Origin of the sequence: Campylobacter bilis (genome assembly GCF_016806695.1) — a bacterium.
GTDB lineage: Bacteria > Campylobacterota > Campylobacteria > Campylobacterales > Campylobacteraceae > Campylobacter_D > Campylobacter_D bilis.
In genome coordinates this window covers 119343-133528 of sequence record NZ_WUED01000002.1, presented here as the reverse complement: position 1 = coordinate 133528, position 14186 = coordinate 119343, and the positions used below count along the sequence as shown (strand labels likewise).

11 protein-coding genes and 3 pseudogenes are annotated in these 14186 nt (G+C 30.6%); 3 read left to right on the top strand and 11 right to left on the bottom strand.

Annotation, left to right across the window (positions count from 1 at the left end; genetic code table 11):
- Nucleotides 1–3: 3 nt before the first annotated feature.
- Together ccoS and GRQ01_RS01485 are read right to left on the bottom strand one after the other, a co-directional pair.
- A complete protein-coding gene (gene ccoS / locus GRQ01_RS01490; protein ID WP_158334083.1) occupies nt 4–210 on the bottom strand; it encodes a cbb3-type cytochrome oxidase assembly protein CcoS in 207 nt (68 codons plus the stop codon).
- Nucleotides 207–2564 carry a heavy metal translocating P-type ATPase gene (locus tag GRQ01_RS01485; protein WP_158334082.1) on the bottom strand — a complete coding sequence of 786 codons (2358 nt, stop codon included), beginning with the start codon at nt 2562–2564 and terminating at the stop codon, nt 207–209. Before GRQ01_RS01485 ends, ccoS begins: the two co-directional genes overlap by 4 nt.
- A gap of 105 nt (nt 2565–2669) precedes the next feature.
- Here GRQ01_RS01485 and rho point away from each other — a divergent pair, with 105 nt between their 5' ends.
- The 3 genes from rho to GRQ01_RS01470 all read left to right on the top strand — a co-directional run bounded on the left by rho (nt 2670) and on the right by GRQ01_RS01470 (nt 6750).
- Nucleotides 2670–3968 carry a transcription termination factor Rho gene (rho, locus tag GRQ01_RS01480; RefSeq protein WP_158334081.1) on the top strand — a complete coding sequence of 433 codons (1299 nt, stop codon included), beginning with the start codon at nt 2670–2672 and terminating at the stop codon, nt 3966–3968.
- A gap of 2 nt (nt 3969–3970) precedes the next feature.
- Nucleotides 3971–5503: a DNA polymerase III subunit gamma/tau gene (locus tag GRQ01_RS01475; protein ID WP_158334080.1), complete on the top strand. Its 1533-nt coding sequence runs from the start codon at nt 3971–3973 to the stop codon at nt 5501–5503.
- 611 nt (nt 5504–6114) lie between these two features.
- A complete protein-coding gene (locus tag GRQ01_RS01470) occupies nt 6115–6750 on the top strand; it encodes an SU10 major capsid protein (RefSeq protein WP_158334079.1) in 636 nt (211 codons plus the stop codon).
- A 16-nt stretch (nt 6751–6766) separates the two neighbouring features.
- Here GRQ01_RS01470 and GRQ01_RS01465 read toward each other — a convergent pair whose 3' ends face one another.
- From GRQ01_RS01465 to omp50, 9 genes and pseudogenes are all read right to left on the bottom strand, one after another.
- Entirely contained in the window at nt 6767–8872 is a 2106-nt protein-coding gene (locus GRQ01_RS01465) for a heavy metal translocating P-type ATPase (RefSeq protein WP_158334078.1), read from the bottom strand.
- The gene (locus GRQ01_RS01460; RefSeq protein ID WP_158334077.1) at nt 8872–9066 is read right to left on the bottom strand and encodes a heavy-metal-associated domain-containing protein; all 195 of its coding nucleotides are present in this window, start codon (nt 9064–9066) and stop codon (nt 8872–8874) included. Before GRQ01_RS01460 ends, GRQ01_RS01465 begins: the two co-directional genes overlap by 1 nt.
- A complete protein-coding gene (gene czcD / locus GRQ01_RS01455) occupies nt 9056–10000 on the bottom strand; it encodes a CDF family cation-efflux transporter CzcD (protein ID WP_158334076.1) in 945 nt (314 codons plus the stop codon). Before czcD ends, GRQ01_RS01460 begins: the two co-directional genes overlap by 11 nt.
- 72 nt (nt 10001–10072) lie before the next feature.
- Nucleotides 10073–10324: a TFIIB-type zinc ribbon-containing protein gene (locus GRQ01_RS01450; RefSeq protein ID WP_158334075.1), complete on the bottom strand. Its 252-nt coding sequence runs from the start codon at nt 10322–10324 to the stop codon at nt 10073–10075.
- Nucleotides 10325–10388: 64 nt separating this feature from the next.
- Nucleotides 10389–10882, bottom strand: a pseudogene (locus GRQ01_RS01445) (threonine/serine exporter family protein).
- Nucleotides 10879–11653, bottom strand: a pseudogene (locus GRQ01_RS01440) (threonine/serine exporter family protein). Before GRQ01_RS01440 ends, GRQ01_RS01445 begins: the two co-directional pseudogenes overlap by 4 nt.
- Before the next feature lie 84 nt (nt 11654–11737).
- Nucleotides 11738–12346 (bottom strand): annotated as a pseudogene (locus GRQ01_RS01435) (DedA family protein).
- A 46-nt stretch (nt 12347–12392) separates the two neighbouring features.
- Nucleotides 12393–12620, bottom strand: coding sequence for a hypothetical protein (locus GRQ01_RS01430; RefSeq protein WP_158334074.1), 228 nt, complete (start codon nt 12618–12620; stop codon nt 12393–12395).
- A gap of 10 nt (nt 12621–12630) precedes the next feature.
- Nucleotides 12631–14058 carry an outer membrane tyrosine kinase gene (omp50, locus tag GRQ01_RS01425; RefSeq protein WP_158334073.1) on the bottom strand — a complete coding sequence of 476 codons (1428 nt, stop codon included), beginning with the start codon at nt 14056–14058 and terminating at the stop codon, nt 12631–12633.
- Between the last annotated feature and the right edge of the window lie 128 nt (nt 14059–14186).

Sequence of the window (14186 nt, the reverse complement as noted above, 5' to 3'; positions counted from 1 at the left end):
TTCTTAAGAAAGCCTCTGCTTATCTAAAAGATCTTTTTTGCGTTTTTCAAGCATTATAGCATCATGCAAGGCGTCTTCATCGTCATTTAAAGTTGTAAATTTATAATCATCGTCAAATTGCTTGCTTTTAATCCCCCAAAGCAAAGCCGCTAAAACAATAAAAAATATAAGAATTGAAACCCCTATCATCATCATAATTACATTATTCATTCTTTAATCCTTAAAGCATTTAAAATAACTATTATACTACTAAAAGACATAGAAACAGCAGCAAATAAAGGATTTATCATACCAAAAAAAGCCAAAGGTATAGTACAAGCATTATAAACTAAAGAAAAAGCAAGATTTTGCTTAATCACCTTAAAAGTATTTTTAGATAATTTAATCGCCTTTTTCAAAGAAAATAAATCATTTTTTAAAAGTAAAATATCACTGCTTTCTATAGCCAAATCACTACCTTCTCTTAAAGTCATAGAAACAGTAGCGTATTTTAATGCCAAAGCATCATTTACCCCATCACCTACAAATAAAACCTTATATTTTTTACTTAAATTTTCAATGGTTTTCATTTTATCTTCAGGCAAACAAGAAGCTTTGAAATTTTGAATTTGCAACTCTTTAGCGACTTTTTCTACAGCTTTTTGATGATCACCGCTAAGTATCATAAGTTCTTTTTTTTCTTTTTTTAAATAATCAATAAGTTCTTTAGCCCCCTCTCTTAAAATACTATTAAATTCAAAAAAGGCTAAAACTTTTCCTTCTTTAGCAAAAACAAAATGCGTATTTTCAGAATCCTTAACCAAAATATCTCTTTCTTGTAAAAATCTACAACTCCCACCCAAAAACGACTTTCCCTCTAAAAAAGCACTTAAACCTTTAGCTTGAACATTTACAAGTTTTTCAAAATTCAAATTCAAATCTTTAGCTCCTTTTTTTTTCAAATACGAAGCAATATTTTGAGAGATAGGATGCTTAGAAAGCTTGATAAAATTATAAAATTCATCCAAATCAATTTGCTTATCTAAAAAAACTTCTTTAAGTTCTAATTGAATTTTAGTTAAAATACCTGTTTTGTCAAACACCACACAATTACACTTACTAAGATCTTCTATAACACTAGCGCTTTTAAATAAAATATGTTTTTTCAAAGCCCTTCCTAAAGCCACAAGATTACTAACAGGTGTTGCCAAAGCCAAAGCACAAGGACAAGCAATAATCAACACCGAAATCGCATTAACCAAGGAATTTTCAAAATCAAGCCCTCGATAAAACCAAGCAAAAGCAAAGCAAAGCAAAGCCAAAAATAAAACTGTTCTTGAAAAATAAACCAAAAGATTATTTACCAAACTTTCAAGCTTTGCTTTTTTAGAATTAGCAAATTCTAAAAGTTGGATAATCTTACTTAATTTAGAATCTTTATAAAGTTTTGTCGCCTTATATTGCGCACTTCCATCAAGCACTATACACGCTGAAAAAATTGCATCATTTTTTTGTACAAGCTTTGGGATATTTTCTCCGTTTAAAGAAGAGGTATCCATGCTAATTTCTCCACTTGTACAAATACCATCAATTAAAACTTTATCACCTGTTTTTAATAAAATCGTATCGCCTATACACACCTTTTGCACTTCTTTAAGTTTAAATTCCTCACCATTAAAAACCAAAACTTCATTTTGTAAAAAATCATTTAAACCATCTATAGTATCTAAAGCACGTTTTTTACTAAACATTTCAAGATATTTGCCTATAAACACAAAGCAAACTATCATAGCCACAGAGTCAAAATACACCTCACCTATTCTAAAAAACATTGCCCATAAAGAATAAACATAAGCCAAGCTTGCCCCACTAATCACCAATACATCCATACTCAAAGTACGCATTTTAAGACTTTTAAAAGCACTTTTATAAAAATGAGATCCTGTATAAAAAAGTACTGGAGAACAAAGAATAAATTCTGCAAAATTTAAAATATCTTTAATATCTTTATCCATACCTGTAAACAATCCTGCATACTTTGCTACAGCAATCCACATGATATTCATCACGCAAGCAACAGCTACTACAAGCTGGGAATAAAATTTTCTTTTTAATAAATCCGCCTTTTTAGAAGTCTTAGTAGGATCATAAGCACTTGCTTTATAACCTATACTTTCAATGAGTCTTAAAATTTGCACCAAAGAAATGCTTTTTTCATCAAAAACAATGCGCATTTTATGACTTAAATGATTCATATCAAGCTCTAAAATCCCTTCTTGTCGCGTTAAAATCTTCTCATTAAGCCAAATGCAAGCAGTGCATTCTATGCCATGGATCATAAGATAAATTTCGCTAAAATCCTCTTTTGTCTTAGTAATAAATTCATCATAATTTTTCATATCATTTTGAAAATTCACAGGCTTTAAAGTCTGATTTCCAAGTTTTTCATAAAATTCATCCAATTTATTTTCATGTAAAATTTCCCAGACACTTTGACAGCCTTTACAACAAAAAAATTTATCTTTATACACCATCATCTGAGATTGTTTATAATCAAGTCTGCAATGCTCACATCTCATAATCATTCTTTAAAATTTTTTTGTAATTATAAACCAAAATTTGACAAAAAGTACATTTTTTTACTAAAATCACATGTTCAAAAAATATTCTGCCAAATCTTACGAGGACTTATGGAAAAAGAAAAAAAACAACATCAAAGAACCCACACTCCAGTGGAAGGCTATAAAATCGAAGAATTAAAACTACTAGACTTAGAAAATCTAGTTAAAATTGCCAATGAGTGCGAAATTGAAAATCCACGCGAATTCCGCCGCCAAGAGTTGATATTTGAAATTTTAAAAGCACAAACTAAAAAAGGTGGTTTTATACTGTTTACAGGAATTTTAGAAATTTCTCAAGAAGGCTATGGTTTTTTAAGAGGCATGGACTCAAACCTTAGTGATAGCGTTAATGACGCTTATGTTTCTAATTCTCAAATTCGCAAATTTGCTTTACGTGTAGGAGATATAGTCACAGGACAAGTAAGAGAACCCAAAGATCAAGAAAAATACTATGCCCTTTTAAAAATCGAAGCGATCAATTATCTTCCTTTGCAAGAAGCTAAAGAAAGGCCTTTATTTGATAATCTCACTCCTATTTTTCCAACAGAAAAAATCAAACTAGAATATGATGCAAACAAACTTACAGGACGCGTTTTAGATCTTTTCACCCCTATAGGCAAAGGACAACGCGGACTCATAGTCGCACCCCCTCGTACTGGAAAAACAGAACTCATGAAAGAGCTTGCAACCGCTATTGCAAAAAACCATCCTCAAATGCATTTAATCGTACTTTTAGTCGATGAAAGACCTGAAGAAGTTACAGATATGCAAAGATGCGTTAAAGGCGAAGTTTTTAGCTCGACTTTTGATCTACCTGCTTATAATCATGTTCGCGTGGCTGAACTTGTCATAGAAAAGGCTAAAAGAATGGTAGAAATGGGCAAGGATGTAATCATTTTGCTTGATAGTATTACAAGATTAGCAAGAGCTTATAATACCGCTACTCCAAGCAGTGGCAAAGTACTAAGCGGAGGAGTTGATGCAAATGCTTTGCACAAGCCTAAACGCTTTTTTGGTGCTGCTAGAAATATCGAAAATGGCGGATCTTTAACCATAGTTGCAACCGCATTAATCGATACAGGATCAAGAATGGATGATGTTATTTTTGAAGAATTTAAAGGTACAGGAAATAGTGAAATAATCCTTGATAGAAATATTTCTGATAGAAGAATCTATCCTGCAATCAACATCATCAAATCAGGAACAAGAAAAGAAGAATTGCTTCAAGGTGAAGCAACCTTACAAAAAATTTGGGCTATTCGATCAGCCATTTCTCAAATGGATGATGTAGAAGCCTTAAAATTTTTATATTCTAAAATGCTCAAAACCAAAGATAATATAGAACTTTTATCCATTATGAATGAGTAAAAATGCTTCAAGCCTTAGCGATTAAATACCGACCTAAAACCTTTGATGAACTTATAGGGCAAAAAACTCTTAGCACAAGTTTAAAATACGCACTCAATCACAATCGCTTAGCCCATGCTTATCTTTTTTCAGGTCTTAGAGGTAGTGGAAAAACCTCTAGTGCTAGAATCTTTTCTCGTGCTTTAGTTTGCGATAAAGGTCCAAGCGACACTCCTTGTGGGATATGCAAACAATGTCTTGCAGCACTTGAAGGCAAACATATAGATATCATAGAAATGGATGCAGCTAGCAATCGTGGACTTGAAGACATACAAACTTTGATCGAACAAACCAAATATTCTCCTTCTATGGCAAGATTTAAAATTTTTATTATCGATGAAGTGCATATGCTTACCCCTCAAGCTGCCAATGCACTTTTAAAAACCTTAGAAGAACCTCCAAGCTATGTGAAATTTATACTCGCCACCACAGATCCTTTAAAACTACCCGCAACTGTGCTTTCAAGAACTCAACATTTTCGTTTCAAACAAATTCCACAAAGTGAAATTTTAAATCACTTAAAGACAATTCTCGTCAAAGAAAACGTTGACTTTGAAGAAGAAGCTTTAAAATTCATAGCAAGAAGTGGCAATGGATCTTTAAGAGATACTTTAACTTTACTTGATCAAGCAATTATTTTTTGCCAAAATGAAATCACCACAGCCAAAATCACAGACATGCTAGGATTTTTAAATCCTGAAAAAATTAAAGCCTTTTATCAAGCCATTTTAACAAAAAATAAAGAAAAAGTTTTTGAATATTTAGAACAATTACAAGACTATGAAGCCTCAAGTGTCATTGATGAAATGCTTTTTTATTTAAAAGAAAGCTTTTTTGCAAAAAGTATGGAATTTTCAACTTTAACCTATGAGAGATTTTTCCGCATTTTATCAAGATCAAAAAACATGCTTTGTGATGATGATGGTTTTACACTTTGCGTTATGGCCTTTATGATGATAGAAGCTAGCCATTTAAAAGAAATTGATGAACAAATTCAAGAAATCAAACAAGAAAGTTTACCCGCCCCTACACCTCAAACAATTCATTTTAATTCCAACACCCCTGCTTTTGAAGAAAAAACAGAAAAAAACACCTATGAAATTTTACTTGAAAGTATCTACGATAGGGATTTTAATCTAGGAGAATGTTTTAAACAAAATACGCAATTTATCAATTTTGAAAACAATATTTTAACCATTAGCTCAAACGCTCAAGGACACCACCGTGATACACTTAATAAAGGCTTTAAACTCATACAAGAACTTTTTAAAACAAAATTTGGACAAAATGCCACTATTCAAGTGCAAAAAACCCCAACTATAGAGGAAGAAAAACTCCAATCTTTAACTCAAGAACCACAAAAGAATGAAAATAAAAAAATAGACATTCAATCTTCCATCAGCATACTCAAAGAAGGTTCTAAAAAATTCGATCCTCAAGAAGATCTTAAAGAAGCTTTAAAAGATTGCTTTGGAGAACCTCAAATTCAAGATTAATTCTTATAAAAAGCTTTATTATATAAGCAACTTTAAAATTATATTTTAATACAATTTTAAAAATTTTATAATCAAAGAATTCTTTCTTTTTGATATAGTTAAAAGATTATATTAAAAGGTTTGAAGAATAATAGTTTTTAAAATACGCCTTGCATTGTAATACAAGGCGTTATAATGATAAAAAATATAATTTAAATTACATAACATCAAACTATGAAAGGAATTCTAATTATAAAATATTTTGCTTAAAGTAAAATTAAATATATTTTTAAGTATATAAAACTTAAAAATATTAATGCTTTTAATAATTTTTAAAAAAAATAAGGAAATCATAATGAACAATATAACAAGTCAAGAGCAAACACCTATTTTAAGTTTGATCAAAGCTATGAAAATCGAAAGTCCTATAATTCATACTTGGAGAACTGATGAATTTATAAAGCCTTCTCATAATGCTCACAAAGGAATTAGCAGATTTGAGTATGCCCGAAATACGTCACAAAATTTGTAAAATTCCATTCAAACCTTTATCACTGAAATTATTATTAGCGAGAAAATTATCAAAGCTAAAAACAATACGGCGGTAAGGAGATGGAATATCAAGTCGCTAAATGTACCAAAGAGCACCAAATGGATATAGAATAGCTTTGCTAGGTTTGGGTAGAGACTCTGATGTTAAAAAATCGGTTTTTAAAGAATATGTAAATACACAAGAATCAACCCCGGGTGAAATGGCGGGTTTATTTTATTACATTGCAAAAGGACAATCTTCTTTTACTCACGGCAAAAAAGGCAATGTCTTAGCCTTTGATAGTTCTAAAGATTGGAGTGGCACTGCTACTGAGTTAACTGAAGATAAGCTTAATGATATCTTGCAAACAATATGGGATAATGGGACTACTCCAAAAGATGTGTTTGTAGGTGCTAAGCTTAAAAGAACTATTAATAAAATAGCTACTAGAATTATTTCAAATGAGAAAAAATTTGCTTTAAGCATAATCAGTCTTGATACTGATTTTGGCACAGTTAATTTTCACCTTCACAGATTTTTAAGTGCAGAATATGGTTTAGGCGATGTATTAATTGCGGGTGATTTTGAATTTATGAAGCATGGGCTTTTTATCCCAACAGATATTAAAGATCTCCCTATTACTTCAACAGGACAGGCTAAGCGTTTATTAACCGAAAGCACCTTAGTGGTTTTAAACCCAGATGCCTTTGCCATAGGTGTAGGACTTAAGGCTTGATATTTAAAAGCCTTATCTACACCCTTTTAAGTCTTAAAGAATTTAATACCACGCTAAAAGAACTAAGACCCATTGCAAGAGCTGCCACAGGAGGACTTAAGCTTATAAAAGGAACAAAACCTGCTGCGATAGGAATACAAAGCGTATTATAAGCAAAAGCCCAAAAAAGATTCATTTTAATGATTTGTCTTGTTTTTTTAGCGAGTTTAAAACAAAAAAAAATAGTTTTTAAATCTTCTTTTAAAAGTATAAAATCTCCTGTTTTTTTAGCAAGCTCATTAGCTTTTGAAAAACTCATACTTACAAAGGCTGCACCTAAAGCTGCAGCATCATTAATGCCATCACCAACAAAAAGGGCATTTTGATAAGATTTAATCCTTTGTAATTTATCTTCACTTTTAACCTGAGAATAAAAACCATCAACTTGAAGTTTTTGAGCTATCTTTTCTACATTTTTTTCATGATCACCGCTTAAAATAAAGGTTTTAAGTTTTTCATCTTTTAGTTTGCAAATAAGTTCTTTTGCACCCTTTTTAAAAGTACTATTTAATAAAACTCCCCCTAGGCATTCTTTATTTTTAGCAAAATATACCCTAATACCCTCGTATTTTTTCAAAGAATCAAAAAAAGCATCTGTTTCTTGTGTTTTAATAGCATTTTCATGCAAAAACTGTGCATTTCCCACCCAATACGCATCATTATTTTCTTTATACTTTATACCACAACCCACAATCACCCTGCCCTCTCCTTCTAACTTAAAGGCTTTATTTTGGTGTAAAGCTTGAGCTATAGGATGAGAACTTAAGCTTTCAATTTGGCATAATTTATCAAAATCATCTTTGGTGAGATTATGCTTTAAAATGCTTAATTTTGCTTTGGTCAATGTACCTGTTTTATCAAAAACAACGCATTTTATCAAAGCCAATCTTTCTAAAGCAGAAAGATTTTTAACAAGCACAAAGTTTCTTGCTGCACTTGAGCTTGCCACTACTAAAGCAAGAGGGGTTGCAAGACCTAAAGCGCAAGGACAAGAAATTAAAAGCACAGCACAAGCATGCAAAAAAGAAGCATTAAGATCTGCTTTTATAAACCAAAAAATAAAAACCAAAAAAGCAAAAACAATAATACTTGCGACAAAATATTTTGAAATTTGATCGGCTAAATCAGCTAAGGGGCTTTTCATCTTGCTTGCTTGAAAAACCAAATTTTTAATCTGTTCCAAGGTGCTATCCATAGCTTTTTTACTCGCCTTAATCTTTAAAGCACCATTTAAAACAATAGAACCTGCTTGAACCTCATCGCCTTCTTGCTTTAAAACAGGCAAAAACTCTCCATTTAAAAAACTCATATCAAGCTCTGCACTGCCTTTAAGCACCAAACCATCTACAATAATACTCTCCCCTTCTTTAACCAAAAGCACATCCGAACTTTTAACAAAAGAACTTGGAATTTCTTTAATCTCTTCATTTTCAAGCAAAATTCTTGCTTTTTTTGTATCGATTTTCTCAAGCGCGTCTTGATATTTTTGTGCTTTTAATTTTGCCTTACTCTCAAAATATCTTCCCAAAAGCACAAAGATAATAATCATCATCGCACCACTAAAATAAAGATCCTTTGCATTAAAAATTCCTAAATACACCAAAAAAGAATACACAAAAGCACTCAAAGTTCCTAAAGCTACCAAGGTATTCATATCTAAATGTTTATTTTTAATCCCTAAAAAAGCATGAAAGAAAAAATCCCTACCACAATAAAATATCCCAAAAACACTCAAAAGCATTTGGATATTTTGCGAAAAAGAATTTTTTACAAACATTTCAAAATACATGATTATAGTACCTAAAACTACACTTAAAAGCAAATTTTTCCTTAATTGTAAGTGCTTTTTTATCTTATATTCAATCAAACTTTGTTCATCCTCTAGGATTTCAAAACCTAAATTTTCGATCTTTGCTATAATGTCTTTACGTTTTTGCATATCTTTAAGCAAAAAAACACCACTAGAATTGACATAAGAAACACTAGCATCTTCAACACCATCAAGTTTTTTACATGCTCTTTCTATAGCATTAGAGCAATTCACACAAGTCATTTTCCCTATTTTAAGACGTAATTCTTCCATCACAAACGCTCTACAATCTCAAATCCCAAATCTTGAAATTCTTTTGAAAAATCACGCATTTGATCTTCTTTTAAATCAAGTGTTAAAATCTTAGACTCTAAATCCACTTCTATATTTCCAAATTCCTCTTCGAGAGAATTTTTAATCAAATTCACACAACTTGCACAATTTACATTTTTAACTCTAAATTTCATTTTCACTCCTTATAGGTTGTATAGTAATATGTCCAATTTCAAATTCATGCAAAAGCTTATATGATAAATCCTGAGATAATTTTTCAAATTCTTTAAGATCTTCAAGTTTGACCTTTAGATGCATACAAGCAACCAACATTTTATTTGTAATTTGAGTGATATGCAAATCCACCACCTCATCCACATTGGGATTTAAAAGCAAAACTTGCCTGACTTTTTCTACATCCACAGGAGAACTTTCAAGCAAAACATTAGTGCTTTGCTTAAGTAAAATAATAGCCCATCTTAAAAGTAAAAGCGATAAAATAATAGCTAAAATCGTATCAATATAAACAATACCACTAAAATAAACTATTATCCCACCTATAATCACAACCAAAGATCCAAGCAAATCACTCATCATATGCAAAAAGGCTGATTTCATATTCACATTTTCTAAATTCGCACCTTTAAACATCATCCAAGCATTAATACCATTTACAATAAAACCCAAAATAGCTACTATAATCATAGTTTTAGCATCTATTTCTTTAGGATAAATGAATTTTTCTATAGCCTCATAAATGATAAATAAAGCTGATAAAATAATAGTTAAAGCATTAATAAAAGCCACTAAAACTTCAAGACGAAAATAACCAAAAGTTTTTTGATGATCTTGCCATTTTTCCACAGCTAAAATAGCTAAAAAACTAAGTGCTAAGGCAAATACATCTGAAAACATGTGCAAAGTATCGCTTAAAAGCGCTAAAGAATTAGAAAAGATAGAGTAAACAAATTGTACTAGCATCATTGAAAAAGTTATCAAAAGAGAAATTTTCAAAATCTTTTTATCTACACTTCTAGCATCGGTATGAGAATGATGATGCTTGCATTCTGTGTGTTTATAATGAGAAGCTTTATTGCTTAAAGGCTGGTGCGATAAAAATTGATACATTTTATATCCTTTTTGCTTGATATTTTAAGATATTAAGCTAAAAAGCATATAAATTATTTACTTTTTTAAAAATTAAAAATCAAAAAGTTCTCCTAGCCAACTTTCTTTCTTTTTCTTTTTATAATAATTTTTGTGTTCATAATCAGTAAAATCTCTAGCTTTTGACTCTTGTTTTGAAGAAAAATTAAAATCTTTATTACGCTCTATAATCTTATCAAGTTCTCCACGATCAAGCCATACACCACGACATTTTGGACAATAATCAATCTCAACCCCATTTCTTTCACTCATCATTAAATCTATATTACAAACTGGACATAGCATTAAACACCTCTTTATTTTTATATGAAATTATAAAAATAAATATTAAACAATTTAATAATAAATTTTAATGTTTTTTTGTATGCCTACTCATCATAGAATTTTGTTCAAAAAAGATCAGCAAAGTAACACTCACTCCTATAGCCAAAGCTAAAGTAATAGAAAGTGTAGTAAAAAAATAATCAAAAAATTGCACCAAAAACTCAGACTTAGCTTTTAAATCATCACTCCGTATGAAAGAAATCAAATATAAAATCGCCTTATAAGCATAAATTCCTGGTATCATAGGAATGAGTACAGGAAAAACAATAATTTCAGCTGGAATTTTAATAATTTTTGCCAAGCCAATCCCTAAACAACCAATATAAAAAGAAGCCACAAAAGCAGCAATAGCCAAAGTTTGAAAATAAAAATATTCTATTAAAACAAAACGCAATCCATGAGCAATAGCTGCTAAAAATGCAGACAAAATAAGTGTTTTTAAGGAGGATTGCAAGCATAAGAAAAACCAAATCCCGCCACAGCCGCAAAAAACATATCTTTTAAAACAACTTCCATCATTGTAAAATCTCAAAATTAGAAATACTAAGAGTCATATAAATTCCAAGTGCTATACAACAAACAAGAATAGCCACACTAATAATACGACTCAAACCCATTAAAATATGATCTTTAATATATCAATAATAGAATTAATAAAAAATACCCCTGGTATAAGATATAAAATACTAGAACCCAAAGCCACGTCAGAAGTACTAGTATATTCCATATCAAGCCCAAAAAACACAAGCCAAGAAGAAGCAAAAGAACAAAGAATGTATTAAATTCTTAAATCTATCTTAGCTTTTGTCAATACAAATCTTAAAATCAATCCTATTAAAGTAACGAAAAAAACCAAAACTCCTGCACCAAAATCTCCTCCAAAAAGCCTGCAAAAGCAGAGTTTGCCATAGAAACAAACAAAAGATTAAGTAAGTAAGAATGCTTTTTTTGTTCAGAAATTTTCTCAAAGACTATTTTAGCTTTCTCAAATTCATATTTATGATCATATATAGCTCAACTTAAAGCACTTAAATCAAAAATAAGCCTAAAATTAACATAAGCATGATGGTTGGGTATAATATAAGTTCTTTGAATAGAATTATCTTGCTTATCAACAACATTTAAAGTCATATAATGAAAAAAGAAATTGATATTTATCTCATAGCCATAAACCTTGGCTATACGACTTACACATTTTGCAACCCTAGCTGTATAAGTTCCAGCACTCAATAAGGTTTTAGTATATTTAATCAAAAAATCAGTCAATCTTTGTATATCAGGTTTTTGCATTTTATGATCTTTCATTGAATTTGCCATAATTATAACAAATTTTAAAATAAAAGATATCAAAACAAATAATACAATTTAAATCAATCAAATTTTATAAAAAAACTTTTTTATCTTTATATAAATTAAAATTGCAAAGATTACAAAAATAATAACAATAATAAAAATTTGACTTAAGCAAGCCTTAATCAACTCTTCATTTTGTCCTATATAATAGCCTAAAAGTACAAGTATACCCACCCAAATTAAACTGCCTAATGCTGTAAAAAATATAAAATTTACAAGCTTCATTTTACTCAAACCCGCTGGCATTGAAATATATTGACGGATTCCTGGTAAAAGACGGCAAATAAAAGTAGAAATTTTCCCCATGCTTATTAAAAAACATTTCAAATTGTTCAAATCGTAGCTGAGTGATGCCAAAATATTTACCCCATTTTAAAACAAAACTCCTACCCCAAAAAAAGCAAAGATAATAATTTATCAAAGCTCCCAAAACCGAACCTAAAGTCCCACTAAGTATACACAAAACAAGGTTAAAATCTTTTTTATAAGCTAAATATCCCGCAGGTATCATCACAAGTTCACTTGGAAAAGGTATAAAACAGCTTTCTAAAGCCATTAAAATAATAATACCCCCCCCCAATACCCCCAAGCACTGGCAGTTTCAAGTATAAAATGGATGATTTCTTGCATATTAGAAGAAAAAATATAAGAGCTTAAAAGCGGTATAAAACCGCTTTTATTTACCTGCAACTGAAACCTGATTTGGATTATCCGCTGCACGAGCTATCATACACTCTTTTAAAAGTGCTGCATCAGCAGGATCACTAACTTTTTTATCAATCCAACGTTCAACTTGTTTCATAGTTTTTGATTCAGGTTCTGGTGCTTCATATTTTGTCATTAAACTCGCACAATCAGCCAAAACGATAATAGGTAATAAACTTGCAAAAAGTATCTTTCTCATTTTTTGATCCTTAGAATTTTACATTATACATCAACATAATATTATCGGCTCTTGCTTTATCTTTTTTCGCACCACCAAATGGCAAACCACGATTACTCCAAATATTTTGGATATTTGTATAGCTTAAACGTAAAAATTGATACCTATCAACTTGATAAATTGCATAAAAATCATGAGCTGTCCCTCTTGTCATTCTTATATTTAGTGGATCATTGATACTTGGGCGACTCATAGTGTACCAATATCTGCTTCCCCAGAAAAATTCATACCCTACTTTTAAAGCTTTAGTAAAATCATAACGCCCACCTATATGAATAGCATAGCCGCTTTTTTCATTGAATTTACCCTCTCCATAGCCTTTTGCTGCAAGAACTTTACTTAATATAGGATTTATCTCATTATTATTCCCATTAGAATATCCTAAAGAAACAAACCAATTAAAATGTGTCCCAAAAGCATTATAATTTTCAAAATGTGCATTTGCTAAAGTGAAATTACCTAAATTAACCACCCCATCATCATCAATAGGGAATAAAGGATTATTAGTTCCAGGAATTGGCAATGAAAAATCAGTCATATGAGCTATATTAAAAATAACAAGATTATCTCCCATGCCTTCTATAGGAAGCTCTCCTTCTATTGCAGCATAATAAAGATTAGCATCGGCATCTTTTTGATCACTCATCCAATCTCTAATCTTGCCATCTTTATCCCATTGATAAGTTTTACCATAAGCTGCACGTATAGCCACTTTATGATCTTGCAAACTTTCAGGTTTGTAAGTAAGCACCGCAGCATCACCTAAAGCATTGATTGTCAATACAGGATAGGTTGATTGTCTTAAAGCATTGTTTCTAAGATTACTTCCTGGACCATCTGTACCTGGCTGTCTTCCTACAGTTGCAATCCACTCAGGTGTAATATAATAATCAAGATAAGCCCTATCTACATAAAGTGCAGGACCACTACTTTTTGTATTCCTACCTGCATCTAAATCATAAGGTGTTCCTGACCAAGCCATTTGAGACCAATTTTTAGCCATAGACAAACGACCATAAAATTTAGTCTTCTCATTAATATCAGCATTCATATTTAAATGAAGTTCATTCATCCATTTATTATTAACGCTATAATCTTGTTTATCAACTTTATAATTATTGTTTGAAACCGCGGTTGAAAACTCAAGACCGAATTTAACCTTGCTTAAAGCTGCTTGAAATTCTGTTTCATCAGCCCTGTTATTAAGATCAGCAATTTCAGCCTTTATGGCTTCATTTTGTTTAGCTTGAACTTCTCTTTCTTTTTTGATTTCTTGAAGTTCAGCTTGGATTTGTGCAAGCTGCTTTTGAAGCTTAGTAATCTCATCATCAGCATTTTTAGCAAAAAGTGATGATGAAACAAGAAAAGCACTTAAAATAAGTGAAAACTTAGTTTTCATAATCGTAACTCCTTCTAACTTTATATATTTATTAAAATAAAATTATGATTATAGAAAAAAAAGTTTAAAAAAAAATTATACGTTAATCATTTTTAAATATTTAAATTAAAAAGAAGCTTTGCAAATAT

Bases quoted from the DNA above. Each gene is read 5' to 3' on its own strand.
- ccoS (WP_158334083.1), bottom strand. From the start codon at position 210: ATGAATAATGTAATTATGATGATGATAGGGGTTTCAATTCTTATATTT.
- GRQ01_RS01485 (WP_158334082.1), bottom strand. From the start codon at position 2,564: ATGATTATGAGATGTGAGCATTGCAGACTTGATTATAAACAATCTCAG.
- rho (WP_158334081.1), top strand. From the start codon at position 2,670: ATGGAAAAAGAAAAAAAACAACATCAAAGAACCCACACTCCAGTGGAA.
- GRQ01_RS01475 (WP_158334080.1), top strand. From the start codon at position 3,971: ATGCTTCAAGCCTTAGCGATTAAATACCGACCTAAAACCTTTGATGAA.
- GRQ01_RS01470 (WP_158334079.1), top strand. From the start codon at position 6,115: ATGTACCAAAGAGCACCAAATGGATATAGAATAGCTTTGCTAGGTTTG.
- GRQ01_RS01465 (WP_158334078.1), bottom strand. From the start codon at position 8,872: ATGGAAGAATTACGTCTTAAAATAGGGAAAATGACTTGTGTGAATTGC.
- GRQ01_RS01460 (WP_158334077.1), bottom strand. From the start codon at position 9,066: ATGAAATTTAGAGTTAAAAATGTAAATTGTGCAAGTTGTGTGAATTTG.
- czcD (WP_158334076.1), bottom strand. From the start codon at position 10,000: ATGTATCAATTTTTATCGCACCAGCCTTTAAGCAATAAAGCTTCTCAT.
- GRQ01_RS01450 (WP_158334075.1), bottom strand. From the start codon at position 10,324: ATGCTATGTCCAGTTTGTAATATAGATTTAATGATGAGTGAAAGAAAT.
- GRQ01_RS01430 (WP_158334074.1), bottom strand. From the start codon at position 12,620: ATGAGAAAGATACTTTTTGCAAGTTTATTACCTATTATCGTTTTGGCT.
- omp50 (WP_158334073.1), bottom strand. From the start codon at position 14,058: ATGAAAACTAAGTTTTCACTTATTTTAAGTGCTTTTCTTGTTTCATCA.